This window comes from Paraclostridium tenue, from assembly GCF_039521565.1.
In the GTDB taxonomy this organism is placed as follows: Bacteria; Bacillota; Clostridia; order Peptostreptococcales; family Peptostreptococcaceae; genus Paraclostridium; species Paraclostridium tenue.
The window spans coordinates 1-19,372 of sequence record NZ_BAAACP010000017.1; the positions used below are offsets into that span (position 1 = coordinate 1).

Below are 19,372 nucleotides of genomic sequence, written 5' to 3' on the forward strand. Positions count from 1 at the left end.
AAAAAATACTCATAAGTTATAACTTATGAGTATTTTTTATACACTTTAGTTCCTTATTAATTATAAGTATTTTATAAATATATATCATTAAATAATTTTTCTTTTATATTTTCAGTATTATCCAGTATATTTTTCATTCCAAAAAATATACTTCCTTTAACTTCTTTATATTTTCTATTTATATTTATTTGTTTATCTATTTGATTTACTATATCTATATTACTTATATTTTGACCTATATACAGCTTAACATTTGTACATTTTACTACATCTGACCACCATTTTACTAAAACTTCATATGGACTATTCTTATCTTTTATAGTCCAGTAAATTTGTGGCGCTATATAATCTACAATCCCTTCCTTTATCCAACTCAAAGTATCTGCATATAAACTATAGTAACTTTCTAAGTTGTTAGTTTCTGATCCCTTAATATCACTACTTTTATTTTTCCATACTCCAAAAGGACTTATTCCAAATAAAACGCATGGCTTTGTTGATTTTATAACTTTATTTACTAATCTAATCATATTATTTACAGCTTCACGTCTAGAATTTGCAAGTACTCCATCCCTATCTTCTCCTTGTGGTAATGGATAGTTATATGGATAAAAATAGTCATCAAAGTGAATCCCATCTATATTGTAATTTGATATTATTTCAAAAATAGTTGTAGCTATATAATTTATGACTTCTAAATTTTTAGGATCATAAAAAAGTGAATTATTATATGACAGTACCCAACTTGGATTTAATTTTGCTGGATGATAATTTGATAAATCATCTAAATTTATTCCTTGCGTAGTTATTCTGTATGGGTTTAGCCAAGCATGAAACTTCATATTCCTTTTATGTGTTTCTTTTATAAAAAATTCAAGTGGATCATATCCAGGATTTTTTCCTTGTGTTCCTGTAATATATTTTGACCATGGGTTTATTTTTGATTTATAAAAAGCATCTGATGCAGGTCTAATTTGGACAAATACAGAATCAAATTTTAAACTTTGTAATTTATCTAAAATTTCTATGAATTCTCGTTTTTGAGCATCTATATCATTTTGTGTTTTTGGCCAATCTATACCGTATACTGTCGCTATCCATGCACCTTTAAGTTCACATAATTTATAGTTTTCATTCATTTTATAGCACTCCTATTATATAGTACTTTAAACATTTAATACATATCTTAAACTGTGCTTGTTGTTAAGATTTGTGACTTTGTATTTTCTTCATTTAAGTTTCTAAACGAAGTAGACAGCATCAGTTTAATTCTATTTAATTGGTTAACCTCACTAGCTCCTGGGTCATAATCAATAGGTACTATGTTTATATTAGAATAAACTCTCTTAAGCTCTTTTATTACACCTTTTCCAGTTATATGATTTGGTAAGCAAGCAAAAGGTTGCATACATATAATATTTTTCACATCACTTTCAATAAGTTCCATCATTTCTGCTGTTAAAAGCCATCCTTCTCCTGCTTGATTTCCAAGAGAAATAACTTTTGAAGCTGTTTTACCTAAAGCTTCAATATTTTTGGGCATACTAAATCTTTTACTATTTTTTAAAGCTTTCATATAATGTTTTTGATACATTGCTATAGCATTTATAGTAAGCTTTCCACAAAGTTTTTTATACTTTTTATCTAAATAATTATCGGCTTTATAATAAGTATTAAATGCACAACTTAAAAAGAAATTTATAAGTTCTGGAACAACAGCCTCAGCACCTTCTTTTTCTAATATGTCTACAATATTATTATTTGCTAATGGATGGAATTTAACTAAAATCTCTCCTACTAATCCTACTCTAGGTTTTTTCTCATCTGTTATAGGTAATTCATCAAAATCTTTAACTATATTATATATATTTTCTTTAAATTGAGATAAGCTTCCTTTTTCTAAACTTCTCTTGCAAATATCTAAGTGTTTTTGATAAAGTTTATTAGCACTTCCTTTTTCTACTTCATAAGGTCTTACTCTATATAAAACCTTCATAAGTAAATCACCATAAATAGCTCCCATTAAAACTTTATTTATAAGACTTAATGAAAATACACTATATAAATTGCTTTTTTCATCTCCATTTACTGATAATGATATTACAGGAATATCTTTATAACCAGCATCACTTAATGCTTTTCTTAAAAAACCTATATAATTAGTTGCTCTACAAACTCCACCTGTTTGAGTTATTGCTACAGCAGTTTTGTCTAAATCATATTTTCCACTTTTAAGAGCTTTAATTATTTGGCCTATAACAATTATTGCAGGATAACAAGCATCATTGTTTACATATTTTAATCCTTCTTCAATAGCCCCTTCATAATCTTTAAGTAAAATCATATTATATCCACAAGATTTTACACCATGTTCTACTAATTCAAAATGTATAGGTGACATTTGTGGAACTAAAATATTATAGTTTTCTTTTATTGATTTACTTAAACTTCCTTTTGTATATGTTTTTTTAACTTTTATACCTTCAACATTGTTATTTTCTCTTTCTTTTATAGCTGCTTTTAAAGATCTTAACCTTATTTTTGCTGCACCTAGGTTATTACCTTCATCAATTTTTATGCAAGTGTATATCTTACCTTCGCTATTTAAAATTTCTTGTACTTGATCAGTTGTAACTGCATCTAATCCACACCCAAATGAATTTAATTGTACAAGAGATAAGTCATTTCTAGAACTTACAAAATTTGCTGCTCTATATAATCTTGAATGATATGCCCATTGGTCAACAACTCTTAAAGAATTATCTAATTTTCCTAAATGACATATGCTATCTTCCGTTAAAACAGCCATATCTAAAGAGTTTATAAGATCTGGTATTCCATGATTTATTTCAGGATCGATATGATATGGTCTTCCAGCTAAAACAATTCCTTTTATATTATTTTCTTCAATATGTTTTAAAGTTTTTTCTCCCATTTCTTGCATATCTTTTTTAAACTTATCATACTCTTTAAATCCTAATTCTACACTTTTACTTATTTCTTCCTTACTTATTTCTATAAATTCTTTATCATAATTTTTAATCTTATTTAGTTCTTCATATAATTTTTTCTTTAATGCGTTTTTATTGTTCATAGGTAAAAATGGATTCATAAAGTTAATATTATTTTCTTTTATTTCACTAATATTATTTTTTATGACTTCTGAGTAAGACATAACCACTGGACAGTTAAAATGGTTATCTACATTTTCAAATTCTTTGTGTTCATGTCTTATGCATGGATAAAAAATATTTTTGATACCTTTTTCTATTAAATCATTTATATGACCATGTACCATCTTTGCTGGGTAACAAACTGATTCTGAAGCAATTGAGTCCATTCCTTTTTCATATAATTTTTTAGAAGATTTACTAGAAAGTACTACTCTAAATCCTAAATTTGTAAGTATTGTATGCCATAGTGGATAATCTTCATACATATTTAAGACTCTTGGTATCCCTATTTCTTTTCGTTTTGCTTGATTTGCGTCTAGACTTTCGTAATTGAATACTCTTTTATATTTGTATTTAAATAAATTAATATTTTTCTTTTCTATTTTTTCTAATCCTACGCCTCTTTCACATCTATTTCCTGATATGAATTTATCCCCATTTCCAAAACTATTTATAGTTAATAAACAGTTGTTAGAACATTTTTTACATCTAGTAGTAGTTATTTTTAATTTTATTAAATTAATAGATTCTTTGTTTAATAAAGATGTTTCATATCCTTTTTCATATTTTTCTTTTGCAATAATACTAGCTCCAAAAGCTCCCATTATTCCGGCAATATTAGGTCTTACGACTTCTCTATCAGTTAATATTTCAAACACTCTTAAAACAGCATCATTATAAAAAGTTCCACCTTGTACTACAGGAAATTTACCTATATCTTCTTTTGATTTTACTTTTATAACTTTATATAATGCATTTTTTATAACTGAATAAGAAAGCCCTGCACTTATATCATTTACTGAATTCCCTTCTTTTTGCGCTTGCTTTACTCTTGAGTTCATAAAAACCGTACATCTTGAACCTAAATCTACTGGATTTTTAGAATATAGTGCCTTTTCTGAAAATTCTTTTATGTCTAATTGTAATGATTTTGCAAAAGTTTCTAAAAAAGAGCCACATCCAGAAGAACAAGCTTCATTTAATATTATTGTTTCTATAACTCCATTGTTTATTTTAAGGCACTTCATATCTTGACCACCGATATCTAATATAAAATCTACATTAGGTGAGAAAAATTTAGCCCCTTTATAATGTGCTATTGTTTCTATTTCTCCGATATCGATTTTTAAAGCTTTTTGAAGTAATGATTCACCATAGCCTGTAACTGCAGAGTTAACTATTTTTGCTGTAGGTGGTAATATATCGTATATTTTATTTAAAATGTTTATAGTAGAATCTAGTGGATTACCTTCATTACTTTTATAATCTGAATATAATAAATTTCCATCTTCATCAACTAATGCAACTTTTGTAGTAGTTGATCCTGCATCAATTCCTAAAAAACAATTTCCACTATAATTAGATATATCCTTAGTTTTTACAATATTTTTATCGTGTCTTTCCTTAAAGTCTATGTAATCTTTTTCATTTTCAAATAAAGGATTAAGTCCACTACTATCTTTGCTTTCATCATAATTTGAATTTTTTAATTTTAATATTAAATCACTTAGCATAATAGTTTCATTTTTGCATGATAGCGCGGCTCCTATAGCTATATATAATTGAGCGTCTTTTGGAAATACAACATCTTCATCTTTTAAATTAAGTACATCTATAAATGCTTTTCTTAATTGTGATAAAAAGTATAGTGGTCCTCCTAAAAATGCAACTTTCCCTTGTATCTTTCTTCCGCAAGCTAAAACACTAATTGTTTGAACTACTACAGCGTGGAAAATACTCATTGCTATATCTTCTTTTCTAGCACCTTCATTTATAAGTGGTTGTATATCTGTTTTTGCAAAAACTCCACATCTTGCAGCTATATTGTATATATTTTTATAATTTTTTGATAATTCATTCAATCCACTAGCATCTGTTTTTAAAAGTGTTGCCATTTGATCTATAAATGACCCTGTTCCACCTGCACATATTCCATTCATTCTTTGTTCTATGCCATTTGTTAAATAAATTATCTTTGCATCTTCTCCACCTAATTCTATAACTACATCTGTTTCCGGGTTATAGTTTTCAATAGCTTTTGTGCTAGCTATTACTTCTTGAACAAATTCCACACCTAAATCATTTGCTAAATTCATTCCACCTGACCCAGTTATAACTGTAGATACTCTCTTATTTCCAATAACTTTATAAGTATCATTTAATACTTCTGTAACAGCTTTTTTTATATCTGATAAATGTCTTTTGTATTGTTTAAATACTATGTTTTTATTTTCATCCAATGCAACTACTTTTACTGTAGTTGACCCAACGTCAATGCCTATATTAAAAGTTTCCATCATACTTATCACCCCATTATTTTTTGTTGTATTATTATCTATATTTGTCTTTTTAGATGGATTTTTAGGATTAATTATTATTCCTTGTTATATTTTACCATAAAAGAAATGTATTATCTAATATTAGATAATACATTTCTTTTATGGTAAAATGTAACACACAATATAAAACATCCATTTTTACTAATTATATGCTTTGTATTGTGTATTTTATTATTTATATTTATTTTTTTATGAATTTACCTAACCTTATTTTAATATAATTTTACTTTTTTAAACTTTATAAAAATTTTGTATATAACTATTCCTATAAATGATCCTATAGTATTTAAAATAACATCATCTATATCACATACATTTCCCATTGTAAATATTTGTAGTACTTCTATACTTAAAGATACAAAAAAGCCTATCAATGTAACTTTAACTATTTTATTTAAATTAGGCTTTATTGTAGGTATTAAAAACCCTAAAGGTGTAAAAATCAATATATTTCCTACTATATTTCTTATAGGATTCATTATAGGTATTGAATTATCACTTAAAGTTTCTATAGTTTCTTTAAAAGGTATTATATTTATTAAACCTCTTAAACCTTCTATCTTATACATATATGTGTCAAATGGATTTATAAATTCTAAATATGGGAATTTAAATAATGTAACAAATAATAGTATTAATATATACAAAGTAAATAAAGTAATTTTAACTTCTTTAAAAACTTTTAGACTTCTATTTTTTATAAATTCATAACTCCTACATACAATTAAGCTAGATACAATGAATATTGAAAATACTTTAAAACTTAATGCCATGGTATTATATCTCCTTTATATGCTATACTTTCTAGACCGTTTAAATAATACCATATTATTCCATATAATAATTTACAATATAGTTAAAATTTATATATTATATTTATTGATAATTTAAATTTGAAGTCCATACAAAGTTTATAGGAAATACTGATTCAATAAACTTACTTATATTTTTTAGATTTTTAAGTTCATTTTCAATAACTTCTTTACCTTCTAAAAATAGTTTATTTAATTTATCAATATCTTCTATAACCAATTCTTCATCCTTGTATCTGATAATATACTTTTTATCTATAGTTTTAAATTCAATTTCATCTACAAAATCTTCATCTACATATTGTTTAAAATAACCATTTAAATTTCTGCATAACTTTTCATAATTTATTATCTTTATACTTCCATCTAAATAAGATAATTCTTTTTTATCAAAATTATCAGGTTGATTTATAAAATCTTTTATATGTACACTTTGAACTATATACTCTAAATTATACTTATTTGCAATATATTGGACTACGTCATAATTATATTTAGAATCTATATATATTTCTCTAATCTCTCCAATCAAAATTTCTTCATTTATTATTCTTAAAACTATATATCCAATTAATTTATTTTCTTTTAAAACTACTAACTTTTTATAAGTAAAGTTACCCCAAGGTATTGTTGCACTTCCTAATAAAACTTCAAATTGATTTTTTGTTCTTAAAAACCTAGTGCTATTTTGATTATATATTTCAATCATTTCATTTAAGTAGGTTTCGTCATATTCTTTTACTTCTAAATCAATAACTATGTCTTTAGGATAAGTTGTATACTTGTAGCAGTTTTTAACTAAACTACAATTTCTTCTTGTGTATAAACTTCTTGTCCCTGAAATGCTAACTATATCTACTCCCTCATTAAACATTTTTTCTTCAACATAATCTAAAATAGTAGATGAATATCTATTTCCTTCATAATTTGGATCTGTACATACAGCTCCTATTGCTGCAACTTTTATGTCATTCCCTTGAATAGTTACATCTTGTATAAGATAATTTACATCTGAAACAATCTTATTGTCTTTTGAAATTACTATCATGTTATCTACATTATTTTTATTTAGTAGTAACGGAAACTCTTGTTGCATAGTTGGTTTATGTCCTCTTAAATCTCTAAAGACTTTATTTATAAGATTTATAACACTTTCAAATTCTTCTAGCCTTGCACTTCTTGGATTAACTTTATTGATTAAATTTTTTCTTAAAGTCATATACTCTTCATGGTTTATAGAGTAATTCATTTTAATATCTCTTTCACCTAAAAACTTCATTTCAGATTTTTTTCCTAATAAGCTTTCTATTTCTTTATTTATAACTTCTTTGCCTAATTTAGCTTCCATACTTTTAAGTATTTCAAAGTCTTGTATTCCAAATAATAAATTTCTGCATCTTACAGAATCCATAGGTTTCATATCTTTACCTGGATAAACTAAAAACATATCTCCAGCTTTCCATTTTTCTTTTTTATAAGTGGCATTGTTAAATAAATCGCCTGGCCAAACACCATAAGACCATCTTAAAAATCCATCTAAATTAAAATAATATGTAAACCATCCTTTAAGCCTTGATTCTATCAATTGTGAATCTAAAAATACATTTAACTTATCAGGAAAACAACAAGAATACCAAGTAAAATATCCGCCTCTATCTTCTAATTTCTTTTTAATTTCATCTAACTTATTTATGTTATTTATAAGCTCACAAGTGTTTAAAGATAAGTTTTCTATGTTTATCTCACACTTTTCAAAAAACTCTTGGTGATGTATTGCACATTTATATTTTATATCTTTATTTCCTGAACTTTTCTTTATAAAATCTACATTTTCATTAAATACTTCTATGTTGTCTGGCTCATCTACTATGATTTTGGTTATATCTAGTAAACCTCTAGATTCTAAGTGACTAAATAGCAAATTTAAATATTTAGCAAAATCAGTTTTATCTTTTATATAATCAAAAACTTTTCTATCTTCATCATAATAGTTGATTCTTATAGCATCTTTGTAATCCTCTAGCGGACTTCCAAATTTAAAAGCATCCCAGTTTCCTACAAGTCCAAATAAATTTATTTCTTTATTTATTTTATGCTTAAAGCATAAATCTATATATTTATCTAAATTTGAAAAATCACATATTACCTCTCCATCTTGTTTTGATACTTTAACTATGTTCATTTCAAATAAATTGTTTGCATTCTCATGTACTTCATAACATCTTTGCCCTGCCCATGGGTAATCAGTTACTATTAAGTCTATTACTTTTTGTCCTAAGTCTGAAATTTTTTCTAAGAAGTTATCTAATATAGTAAAATGTTGTTCACTGTAGTATGGTACTTCATAGTAACGAGCCCAGTTACATGGATGTTGCCATAAATCTAAGAAAAATCCACTCTCTTTTACTGGCTTTAACGTGTGATTTAATACTTCTATTTTTACAGTTTCTTCTTTTAATAAAGTTTCTGTTTCATACCCACTTGTATAGTAAGCTTTTACCTTTACTTGTATATAATCTTTGTTGAAATCTTTAGGTATTTTACCATCTATCCATATCATTTGATCTTCTTCTATATACATATAGTTTTGATTTAATATTTGATCACCTATATATTCTTTAGTGTCATTTTGTATATATCCTAGAAAAGAGATTTTAAAATTGTTTTTTAAGCTTTCTTCAATTTCTATAGCTATTCTTATTTTATTATTAAGCCCTAGATAGTGAATGTCGTTTATATTTCCTAACTGGCAAAAGAATTTTTCATCACTTTTTAACATAGCTTGAAATGCAAAGGCCTCTTCTCTTACTACACATAGTTGTGTAGTCCTTTTATATAAATTGTTTTCAATGTTTTTTATATGTTTAAATGAGCTATCGTATATATCTAATTTTAATTTCATCCCTATCTCCCTTTATATTATTTATTTGAACAAATTTTTCCAAATTTTCTTGAATTTATTATATTTTAAATTTATTAAAGTGTAAAATAGATAAAATCTATAGTTGAATTTCCAACTATAGATTTTATAAATAATTTTATTTATCATATTCATCTTTATATAACTCATATATATCTGAAAGTTCTAATTGTATTCTTTGTAAATCAACATGATAATCTTTATGCACTTTTTTATCTTCTTCTTCAACTAATTTATTAGGAAGTAAAACAGTAAACTCTGTACCACTTTTTCCATCACTTTCTAAATATATTTGTCCATCCATTAACTCTACAAGTGACTTAACTAAACTAAGACCTATTCCACTACCTTCTTTTTTCCTTCTCATAGACTTGTCCCCTTGCACAAATCTATCAAATATTTTATCTTGAATATTAAGTGGAATTCCTATTCCATCATCTTTTACTTTTATACCAACCCAAGTTTTATTACTAAAAATTTCAACTAAAATACTTCCACCTTCTTCGCTAAATTTTATAGCATTAGACAGTAAATTTAAAACTATTCTCTCTAGCATATCCGGATCACACTTTATATCAAGTTCTTCTACATCTGTATCAAATAAAACCTCAATGCCTTTTATATTTGCATAGCTTGCAACAGATAAGGTCATATCTTCAACGATTTTTACTATATTGTAATTATCAAATTCTGGATATTTAAATCCTACATCAAGTTTTGTAATATCAACTATATTGTCTATTAATCTAAGCATTCTTTTGCAATTTATATCTAAACAATCTTTATATTTTATATATATATCTTTAAAATTGCTTTTTTGTACACTAACACTTAATAATTGATTGGCTGAATATATTATGTTTAAAGGTGTTTTTAATTCATGACTTATATTTGAGAAAAACTCATTTTTTATTACATCCTCTTGTTTAATTTTTTCATATTCTAATAAAGCTTTTTCTAATTCATATTTTTCTGATACATCTTTTATTGTTAAAACTCTATATTTTTTATTACATATTTCAAATAATTGGATTGAAATATCTAATATCTTATCAATATCTTTAATATATATATCCTTACTATAACATCCAAACTCAGATATTTCACATTCAATCTCATTAATATTTAATTGACCTTTATATACTTTTTCTATATCAAATTTATTGCCTATTGTCATTTCTAAGTTATTAAAATACTTACTTTCTTTCATATCTTTTAAAGTTTTTGTATTTTTATATATTACATTGTAATTATCATCACAAATTATAATATTACTGTGTTTATTTTCATCAATAATTTTTATAAATAGACTTCTCTGTTGATTTAAAATTTTATTTATTTTTATACTTTGACTAAGTTCAATAAATAATCCTAGTATAAAAATTATAAATCCTAAAAATATTGTTGAAGATGATGTTAGAGCTATTTCTTTGCTTGGATTTAATATATAATAAAAGTCATATATAGATTTTATTGAAAACATTAGTGCACTTGATCCAATCACACTATATATATAATCTTTTTTATGTAAACTTTTTGAAAAAAACTTAATTCCTATTATTATATATAATATAGCTAAAAATATATTATAGTACTTATAAAAATTAACTATAACTAAATTATATGGATATATATAATTATACTCTATATACAGAGATACTAAAGTTATTATTATTGTTATTAAAAATGCTTTTACTTTATTATTTATAATAATTCTTTTTAAATTATAAAAATTACTCACTGCTATATACACAACACTTACTCTTATAAAAGATGTTATTATTGCATAATATTCATGTAAATTAGGATATAAATAATTTAATGTATTTGAAATGCATATATCTAAAAAGAACATAGTATACATAAGCGACATTATAAATAATTCTTCTTTTTTATTACTCATATAAGATAACAAACAACTTAAAATACCAAGCATAGATAAAATCGCTATAAATATCCTAATAAAATCAGTATTTGTCAATTCAAATATCGTCTTTGGACCTAAAAGTTCTATAAGTCTTAAAATATATCCTCCAAATACAAATATTGATATTATAAGTATAACTACTATATCAATTCTTTTTTTTTCTTTTATATGTTCTAAAGTATTTGTATGCCCCATATTATTTCCCCTTTATTTGATAATTTATATATTTAAATTATAATGTATAGTTTATTAATTCCCATCATTTAATAGTCTTAAAACACTTAATTTTATTCATTCATTAAACTTCTTTATTTATTTTTAAAAATCTATTTTATTAACGGCTCATATATAAACTTTGGCATAGATGATGCTAGTAATCTAAAATCTTTACTTGTTTTTGGTATTTTAAAATCCTTTATAATAAATCTGTTTACATCGTCTACTACTACTGAAACATCACTTAAATCATTTTTTATGTATCCCATTTTTAGTTTTTGTTTATTAAGTATATATTAACATAAAAAAAGTACTATCTAAAATTTAGATAGTACCTTTAAACTAAATTAATATTCTATTTTACCTCTTACTTTACAGATACTTTTATATTATCATTTTCCTCATCTACTATTATAGTACATCCGTTATATATCTCACCAGCTATTAACTTCTTAGCTATCATAGTCTCCAATACATTGCTTATATATCTTTTTAATGGTCTTGCTCCGTAAATAGGATCGTAACCTTCTTTAACCATTATGTCTTTTGCACTATCCGTAACTTCAACTTTTATATCTTTATCATGTAATCTATTTTTTAAAGACTTCATGAATATATCTATTATTTGCTTGATTCCTTCTTTATCTAATGGTTTAAACATTATAATATCATCAACTCTATTTAAAAACTCTGGCTTAAATCTCATTTTCATTTCATTCATAACTAACTCTTTAGCTTCATCATTTATATTTTCACCAGCTTCTAATAAATATGAACTACCTATATTTGAAGTCATTATTATTATAGTGTTTTTAAAATCTACTGTTTTACCTTTATTGTCAGTAAGTCTTCCATCATCTAATATTTGAAGGAATAAGTTAAATACATCTTCATGTGCTTTTTCTATCTCGTCAAATAATATTACAGAATATGGATTTCTTCTAACAGCTTCTGTTAATTGTCCACCTTCTTCATATCCTATGTATCCTGGAGGTGGTCCTATAAGTCTAGATACTGCATGTTTTTCCATGTATTCAGACATGTCTATTCTTATTATATTCTCTTCACTATCAAATAAGTTGTTAGCTAAAGTTTTTGCAAGTTCTGTTTTACCAACTCCTGTAGGTCCTAAGAATATAAATGAACCTATTGGCTTATTCTCATCTTTAAGTCCTGCACGAGCACGAATTACTGCATTACTTACAGCAGTTACTGCTTCATCTTGACCGATTACTCTTTTGTGAAGCTCATCTTCTAATTTTAATAGTTTTTCTCTTTCTCCTTCTACAAGCTTAGTAACTGGTATTCCTGTCCACTTAGCAACTATTTGAGATATTTCATTTTCAGTAACTTCTTCTTTTAGTAATGCATTTTCATAACTTTCACTAATTTTTTGTTCATGTTCTTTTATTTGCTCTTCTAGCTTTGGTATTATACCGTATTTTAATTCTGCTGCTTTATTAAAATCATATTCTCTTTCATATTTTTCTACATTACCTTTAGCTTCATCAAGCTTAGCTTTTAAATTTCTAATCTCTAATATTTGACTTTTTTCTTTTTCATACTTAGCAGTCATTTCATCGTTCTTAGATTTTAACTCAGCTAATTCTTTGCTTAAGTTTTCAAGTCTTATTTTACTTTTTTCATCATTTTCTTTAAGTAATGCTTCTCTTTCTGTTTCTAATGTTAATAATCTTCTTCTAACAACATCTAATTCTGTTGGAAGAGAATCTATTTCACTTCTTATCATTGCTCCAGCTTCGTCTATTAAATCTATTGCTTTATCTGGTAAGAATCTATCTTGTATATATCTATCTGAAAGTTTTGCTGCTGCAACTATTGCACTATCATGTATTCTTATACCATGATGTATTTCAAATCTTTCTTTAAGACCACGAAGTATTGATATTGTATCACTTACACTAGGTTCTTCAGCCATAACTGGTTGGAAACGTCTTTCAAGTGCTTTATCTTTTTCTATATATTGTCTATATTCATCAAATGTAGTTGCACCTATACAATTTAACTCTCCTCTTGCTAACATTGGTTTTATTAAGTTTCCGGCATCCATGGCACCATCAGTTTTTCCAGCGCCAACTATTGTGTGTATCTCATCTATAAATAGTATTATCTTACCTTCAGAACCTTGAACTTCTTTAAGTACTGCTTTTAATCTTTCTTCAAATTCTCCTCTATATTTAGCTCCTGCAATTAAAGCTCCCATATCTAATGAGAATATTACCTTATCTTTTAATCCTTCAGGAACATCTCCTCTTACTATTCTTTCAGCTAATCCTTCAACTATTGCTGTTTTACCAACTCCAGGTTCTCCTATTAAAACTGGGTTATTTTTAGTTCTTCTTGATAAAATTCTTACAACTCTTCTTATTTCTTCATCTCTTCCTATTACAGGGTCTAATTTATTCTTTTTAGCTAATTCTACTAAGTTAGTAGCATATCTTTCTAATGCTTCATATGTTCCTTCTGGGTCATTAGTTTCAACTCTTTGATTTCCTCTAATCTTTGATAAGACATTTAAAAAATCATTTTTATTTAAATTAAATTGTTTAAATATTTTTCCCACATTAGTTTTAGCTTCTGTCTCCATCATTGCAATCATAATATGTTCTACACTTATGTATGCATCTTTAAATTCCTTAGATATTTCTTCAGCTTTTATTAATACTTCATTTATTTTTCTTGTAGCTGTTACCCCTTGTGAGCTTATTCCTTCACCATGTACTTGTGGTAATTTGTTTAGTTCTGTATTTATACTATTATTTAATGATGCTATAGATATATTCATTTTTTCTAATATATTTGGAATCAGTCCATCTTCTTGATTTACAAGTGCACTTAATAAATGAATTACATCTACTTGTTGATTGTTATTTTTTACTGCTATATCATAAGCTTCGTTTAAGCCTTTTTGTACTCTTACTGTCATTTTCTCTATGTTCATATTAAAATTCCTCCACTATTAAGTTTTATGTTACCTATTTTTTAATAGTAAAATTTAAAATCTATATTTGTTATCACTCTCTTCGGTAGAGTGCTAATAATTTGTTATTAATAATATATACATATATTTACATTTTGTCAATAAAATTTTTAAATTTTTTACTAGTTTTATTAATAGGTATTTAAATTCATTATTTAACTTTTAAATATGATTAATAAGCCAAAAATATTTGAATAGGTTTTCCTCGTGTGGTAAAATAGAAAAAAAAAGGATGTGATTATATGAAGAAGATTTTAGTCCCTATCGATGGTAGTGAAAGAAGTAAAAAATCCTTAGATTTTGTCTTAAGTAAGTATCCAAAAGATAAGTTTAGCATAACACTAATGAGTGTTAATGATGTGAGTCTAACCAATATAACAAATCCAATGCTTATAGATATTAAAATGAAAGAATCTCAAAAGAAAGTAAATTGTCTATTAGAAAGTTTAAAAGATCAGTTAGCAGAATATGAAGTAGAAACATATACAGTATTTGGAGATCCTGGTCCAGAGATTATAAAAAAATCAGTAGATGATGATTTTGATTTAATAATTATGACTAAATCAACAAAAAAACATTTTATAGATTCTATAGGTTCTGTAACTTTATATGTAGTAAAAAAATCTAAATGCACTGTTGTTATAGTTCCTGAATAAATTATTTGTACAATAATAGTTTTAAGAAATAAAATATAGAATAGTTAAAGGAGCATTAATTATTAATGCTCCTTTTTTATTAATATTAATAGACTTCTATATTACCATATGACCCTATTATTATTTACCTATTTTAATACCTAAGTTGTAGGATTCTTCTTTTTATCCTTAGAGCTTATTCCCCCATTTTTTTTAATAAATTCATTATGAACAGTCTTAACAGTTCCAGTAAGAGCTAATAATGCAACTAAGTTAGGAATTACCATAAGTCCATTAAACATATCCGACATTGTCCATACAATAGATACTTCTCCTAATGTTCCAAGTAATACACAAATACATACAAGTACTCCATATATCTTAACAGCCTTTGCTCCAAATAGATATTTTATATTCGCTTCTCCAAAGAAGTACCATCCAATAATAGTAGAAAATGCAAAGAAGAACATACAAATAGCTATAAATATATCTCCAAACTTACCAAATACTGATGAGAACCCTGCTTGAGTAAGTGCAGTACCTATGATAGAACCATCTGGAGTTACTGAACGAGTCGTAATGATAACTAAAGCTGTTAAATTTAATATAACAAAAGTATCTATGAATACTCCCATCATAGCAACAAATCCTTGTTCTGATGGATGATCAACTTTTGCCACTGCATGAGCATGTGGTGTAGAACCCATACCAGCTTCATTTGAAAACAGTCCACGTGCAACACCTTTACTCATAGCCTTTTGGATAGTAGCTCCAATAACACCTCCTGCTATTGATTGAGGTGCAAATGCTCCTACAAATATTTCTTGGAATGCTAAAGGAATATTTCTAAAGTTAACTAAAATAACAATTAAAGATCCTATAATATAAAATAATGCCATTATTGGTACGATTGTTTCTGTAACTTTAGCTATTCTACTAATACCTCCTGAAAACACTACAAAGGATAATGCTGCTAATATGAAACCTATTATAATTGGTTTTATACCAAACGCAGTATCAAATGCAGCTGCAATAGAATTTGATTGTACTGCATTTCCCATAAATCCTAGAGCTAATATAATAAATATTGCAAATAAGCTTGCTAAAATCTTCCCGAATTTACCTTTAAATGCTCCTTCTATATAATAAACTGGACCACCTGTTACTGTTTTATCTTCGCCAACTTGCTTATACTTTTGTGCCATTACAGCTTCTGCATAAATTGTTGCCATACCAAAGAATGCACTAACCCACATCCAAAATATTGCTCCAGGTCCTCCAACTGCAATTGCAGTAGCTGCTCCTGCTAAGTTACCAGTACCAACTTGTGCTGCTATTGCTGTAGCTAGTGACTGAAACTGTGACATTCCGTCTGCACCAGCTTTTTCACTCTTTTTAAATAGGCCTCCAAAAGTTCTTCTGAATCCTTCTCCAAAACCTCTAACTTGAATAAATTTTAATTGAATTGTATACCATATGCCTGTTCCTACAAGTAAAAATAATAGGATATTTTTATCCCATAAGATACCATTTACAGCATCTACAATTTTTGATACTACTTCCATTGCAAACTCCCCCCTCGTTATTGAATTTAGCATGGCTAAGTTTTTCATTTAAATCCACAACCTGACTTATATTTATATCAAAGAATTTTTCAAATATTATTATGGATTTTATATATAACTACTTATGTATGAAAAATTCAGTGATAACATAAAAACTAATATTCTATAACTTAATGGACTTCTTTGACGAGTTTACTTATGAATTATGTCTAAGTTATCTTATCTATAGTTTAACTTAGTGATTGTAATTTGAATTGATATTATTAGAAATAATAAATACTATTTATATCTATATTGTATATATTTTTTTTGATTTTCACAATATAAATATAGTCATTATCAATTTTTATAACATTAAATATAGATCTTATCTATATTTAATGTTATAAAAATATAATTTACATGTGCAAAGTTAAATTTCCTTTTTTAATACTATATACATAAATATAAATAGTATGACTAAATAAAAAAGGTATTGATTATTCATCAAATACCTTTTTTAATTATTTTATTTTTATAAGTTTTATATTTAAAAGCTTGTTTTAATTCTTATCTAATAAAATTAGTTCTTAATCTATCTTCTTTTTCAGGTATATTTATACCATTTGCTTTTCCTAATTCAATACATTTCATTAACCATGCCATGTTATTTCCTAAAACACGCATAGTTTGCATACCTTCTAAATCTTTTCTAACCTCATCTGGATTACTTCCATGAACCATATTCCAATACTGAGAACTTACCACTGGCATATTATTTATTGTAAAATATTTATTAATTTGATCAAAAGTCGCAGTAGTTCCTCCTCTTCTAGCACTTGTTATACATGCTCCTGGTTTATATGCAAGATGTTTTCCTCCACTATAAAATGCTCTATCTAAAAATGAAGTTAATGCACCAGATGCTGCTGCATAGTGAACTGGAGATCCAAATACAAATCCATCTACTTCTTTTGCTTTCTCTGTAAATTCATTTACTACATCATCCATAAAGCATTTTCCATTTTTATAGCATGAACCACATCCTATACATCCACAGATTGGTTTAGTTCCTACTTGAAATATCTCTGTTTTTATTCCATTTTCTTCTAATGATTTAGCTACTTCTGTAAGTGCGGTATAAGTACATCCTTTTAAATGAGGACTTCCATTTACTAATAATACTTTCATGTTTTTCTCTCCCTTTAAAAAATTACTTTTTGGCTTTATACATTACGATTATATCACAAAAGATATTCTTTAAATTATATAAAAATACCTTATTTAGGTATTTTTAATCCAAAAAAGATATTGACATAAAATCATGCCAATATCTTTTCTTAGATTTTAATGATGGGTAAAAAGTTTGATTTTTAAAATCCATAAAATATAATTTAGTTGCTCTTTATTTATTTTCAGACTTTTCTCTTCTTCCAATTAAACTCCAGTATAATACAAATGCTACTGCAGAAATGATTGCTAATACAATTAAAACATTACTATATTGTATACATATTGCATTATTAAAAAGACCAGTAATATTTTTTCCTAAAGGCTTAGCTTCCATAAGTACTGCTACATATGTTATACCAATTGATGTAGCTATATTTAAACAAAAATTATAAAAACCAATAGCAGTTCCTGAGTTTTCTTTAGGTATTGTTTTTATTAATGTATCAATCATAGGTGCATACATAAATGCAAATGAACTAGAAAATAGTATCATTACAAATACAAATACGTATACTGATGTTTGTATAAATAAACTACCAAAAATAAGACTTATTATTATACCTATTATAGCCATTTGAATACATTGCTTGCTTCCAAATCTTTTTGCAACATTTCCAGACATCGCTCCTACAATAGCTGCTAAAACATAAGATGGAACTAAAAGTAGTGAAACTTGATCTAATCTATAATTATATATATATTCAATTAAGAATGGGAACATAAATATAAATGCAAGTTGAACACTATATATAACAAAAGCTACAATTAGTACTGATATAAAATTTCTGTTTTTGAAAAATTCAATACTGATAAAAGCTTTTTTATTTTTACTTATATATGTAATAAATAATACAAGCGCAATTATTAAAGCTACTAAATAAATCCATTCAAATCCTGAAACAAAAAGCATTAATGATGCTGAAACTGCTGAAACTAATATAAATCCTACAAAATCAATTCCTTTGCCTGTAGATTTTTCTTTAGGAATATACTTTAATATAAAAGGTAGTATTAATAAAGTTAATAATGGAATTAAAAATAATACTGTCCAATGTAAGTATGTTGATATATATCCACCTGTAAGAGTACCAATTACTTGTGATATAGCAAAACTACTTGTACTAAACCCTAAATACTTCTTTTGTTCACTATCTTTAAAGTATTTTGCAACAAATATTACATATAAAGTTTCCGCACTTCCTAGTCCTGCTGCTTGAATTATTCTTGAAATGATTATCATAAAAAATGATTTTTGAAAAATAAATCCTAATAATGATCCAATACAAATTAAGAAAACTCCTAGTGTTAGTAAATTTCTAATGCTTATTGAATCTGCTAAAGAAGCATATACAATTGCTCCAATACCAATAACCAATCCAGCTAAAGTTACCTGCCAACTAACAGCAGTAGCAGATAAATTAAAAGCACTTGCTAAATCTGCAGAAATAATTTTAAATGAATTGTCTATAACTAGCGCAAAAATCATTAAAGCCAGTACTGCAGGCACTGCTTTTTTTATTTGTACCTCCTCCATCTCTTTTGAAGTACTAAGTGAATTTTCCATGTTGACAC

At 26.1% G+C, this 19,372-nt stretch carries 11 protein-coding genes; 1 reads left to right on the forward strand and 10 read right to left on the reverse strand.

Annotated elements, in window-relative coordinates; all coding sequences use genetic code 11:
- Positions 1 to 71: 71 nt before the first annotated feature.
- The 7 genes from ABFX13_RS12000 to clpB form a co-directional block, all read right to left on the reverse strand.
- Positions 72 to 1,139, reverse strand: a complete 1,068-nt coding sequence (locus ABFX13_RS12000; RefSeq protein ID WP_346046325.1) for a glycoside hydrolase family 10-like protein — start codon at positions 1,137 to 1,139, stop codon at positions 72 to 74.
- A gap of 47 nt (positions 1,140 to 1,186) precedes the next feature.
- Positions 1,187 to 5,473, reverse strand: a complete 4,287-nt coding sequence (locus ABFX13_RS12005) for an acyl-CoA dehydratase activase-related protein (protein ID WP_346046327.1) — start codon at positions 5,471 to 5,473, stop codon at positions 1,187 to 1,189.
- A 251-nt stretch (positions 5,474 to 5,724) separates the two neighbouring features.
- Positions 5,725 to 6,285, reverse strand: a complete 561-nt coding sequence (locus tag ABFX13_RS12010) for a VanZ family protein (RefSeq protein ID WP_346046329.1) — start codon at positions 6,283 to 6,285, stop codon at positions 5,725 to 5,727.
- A 103-nt stretch (positions 6,286 to 6,388) separates the two neighbouring features.
- On the reverse strand, positions 6,389 to 9,226 hold the full coding sequence (locus ABFX13_RS12015; protein WP_346046331.1) for a GNAT family N-acetyltransferase: 2,838 nt from the start codon (positions 9,224 to 9,226) through the stop codon (positions 6,389 to 6,391).
- Positions 9,227 to 9,362: 136 nt separating this feature from the next.
- Complete coding sequence (locus tag ABFX13_RS12020; RefSeq protein WP_346046333.1) at positions 9,363 to 11,366, reverse strand: sensor histidine kinase; 2,004 nt, start codon at positions 11,364 to 11,366, stop codon at positions 9,363 to 9,365.
- 131 nt (positions 11,367 to 11,497) lie between these two features.
- Positions 11,498 to 11,656, reverse strand: a complete 159-nt coding sequence (locus ABFX13_RS12025) for a hypothetical protein (RefSeq protein WP_346046335.1) — start codon at positions 11,654 to 11,656, stop codon at positions 11,498 to 11,500.
- Positions 11,657 to 11,754: 98 nt separating this feature from the next.
- The gene (gene clpB / locus ABFX13_RS12030) at positions 11,755 to 14,349 is read right to left on the reverse strand and encodes an ATP-dependent chaperone ClpB (RefSeq protein ID WP_346046337.1); all 2,595 of its coding nucleotides are present in this window, start codon (positions 14,347 to 14,349) and stop codon (positions 11,755 to 11,757) included.
- A gap of 281 nt (positions 14,350 to 14,630) precedes the next feature.
- Between clpB and ABFX13_RS12035 the strand changes: the two genes are divergently transcribed.
- Positions 14,631 to 15,044 (forward strand): universal stress protein, encoded by a 414-nt coding sequence (locus tag ABFX13_RS12035; protein ID WP_346046339.1) that lies wholly within the window; start codon positions 14,631 to 14,633, stop codon positions 15,042 to 15,044.
- Positions 15,045 to 15,184: 140 nt separating this feature from the next.
- Here ABFX13_RS12035 and ABFX13_RS12040 read toward each other — a convergent pair whose 3' ends face one another.
- From ABFX13_RS12040 to ABFX13_RS12050, 3 genes are all read right to left on the reverse strand, one after another.
- Positions 15,185 to 16,588 carry an alanine/glycine:cation symporter family protein gene (locus tag ABFX13_RS12040; protein WP_346046341.1) on the reverse strand — a complete coding sequence of 468 codons (1,404 nt, stop codon included), beginning with the start codon at positions 16,586 to 16,588 and terminating at the stop codon, positions 15,185 to 15,187.
- Positions 16,589 to 17,137: 549 nt separating this feature from the next.
- Positions 17,138 to 17,758 carry a flavodoxin family protein gene (locus tag ABFX13_RS12045; RefSeq protein ID WP_346046343.1) on the reverse strand — a complete coding sequence of 207 codons (621 nt, stop codon included), beginning with the start codon at positions 17,756 to 17,758 and terminating at the stop codon, positions 17,138 to 17,140.
- Positions 17,759 to 17,972: 214 nt separating this feature from the next.
- On the reverse strand, positions 17,973 to 19,334 hold the full coding sequence (locus ABFX13_RS12050; protein WP_428833879.1) for an MFS transporter: 1,362 nt from the start codon (positions 19,332 to 19,334) through the stop codon (positions 17,973 to 17,975).
- Positions 19,335 to 19,372 lie beyond the last annotated feature (38 nt).

Bases quoted from the DNA above. Each gene is read 5' to 3' on its own strand.
- ABFX13_RS12000 (WP_346046325.1), bottom strand. From the start codon at position 1,139: ATGAATGAAAACTATAAATTATGTGAACTTAAAGGTGCATGGATAGCG.
- ABFX13_RS12005 (WP_346046327.1), bottom strand. From the start codon at position 5,473: ATGATGGAAACTTTTAATATAGGCATTGACGTTGGGTCAACTACAGTA.
- ABFX13_RS12010 (WP_346046329.1), bottom strand. From the start codon at position 6,285: ATGGCATTAAGTTTTAAAGTATTTTCAATATTCATTGTATCTAGCTTA.
- ABFX13_RS12015 (WP_346046331.1), bottom strand. From the start codon at position 9,226: ATGAAATTAAAATTAGATATATACGATAGCTCATTTAAACATATAAAA.
- ABFX13_RS12020 (WP_346046333.1), bottom strand. From the start codon at position 11,366: ATGGGGCATACAAATACTTTAGAACATATAAAAGAAAAAAAAAGAATT.
- ABFX13_RS12025 (WP_346046335.1), bottom strand. From the start codon at position 11,656: ATGGGATACATAAAAAATGATTTAAGTGATGTTTCAGTAGTAGTAGAC.
- clpB (WP_346046337.1), bottom strand. From the start codon at position 14,349: ATGAACATAGAGAAAATGACAGTAAGAGTACAAAAAGGCTTAAACGAA.
- ABFX13_RS12035 (WP_346046339.1), top strand. From the start codon at position 14,631: ATGAAGAAGATTTTAGTCCCTATCGATGGTAGTGAAAGAAGTAAAAAA.
- ABFX13_RS12040 (WP_346046341.1), bottom strand. From the start codon at position 16,588: ATGGAAGTAGTATCAAAAATTGTAGATGCTGTAAATGGTATCTTATGG.
- ABFX13_RS12045 (WP_346046343.1), bottom strand. From the start codon at position 17,758: ATGAAAGTATTATTAGTAAATGGAAGTCCTCATTTAAAAGGATGTACT.
- ABFX13_RS12050 (WP_428833879.1), bottom strand. From the start codon at position 19,334: ATGGAGGAGGTACAAATAAAAAAAGCAGTGCCTGCAGTACTGGCTTTA.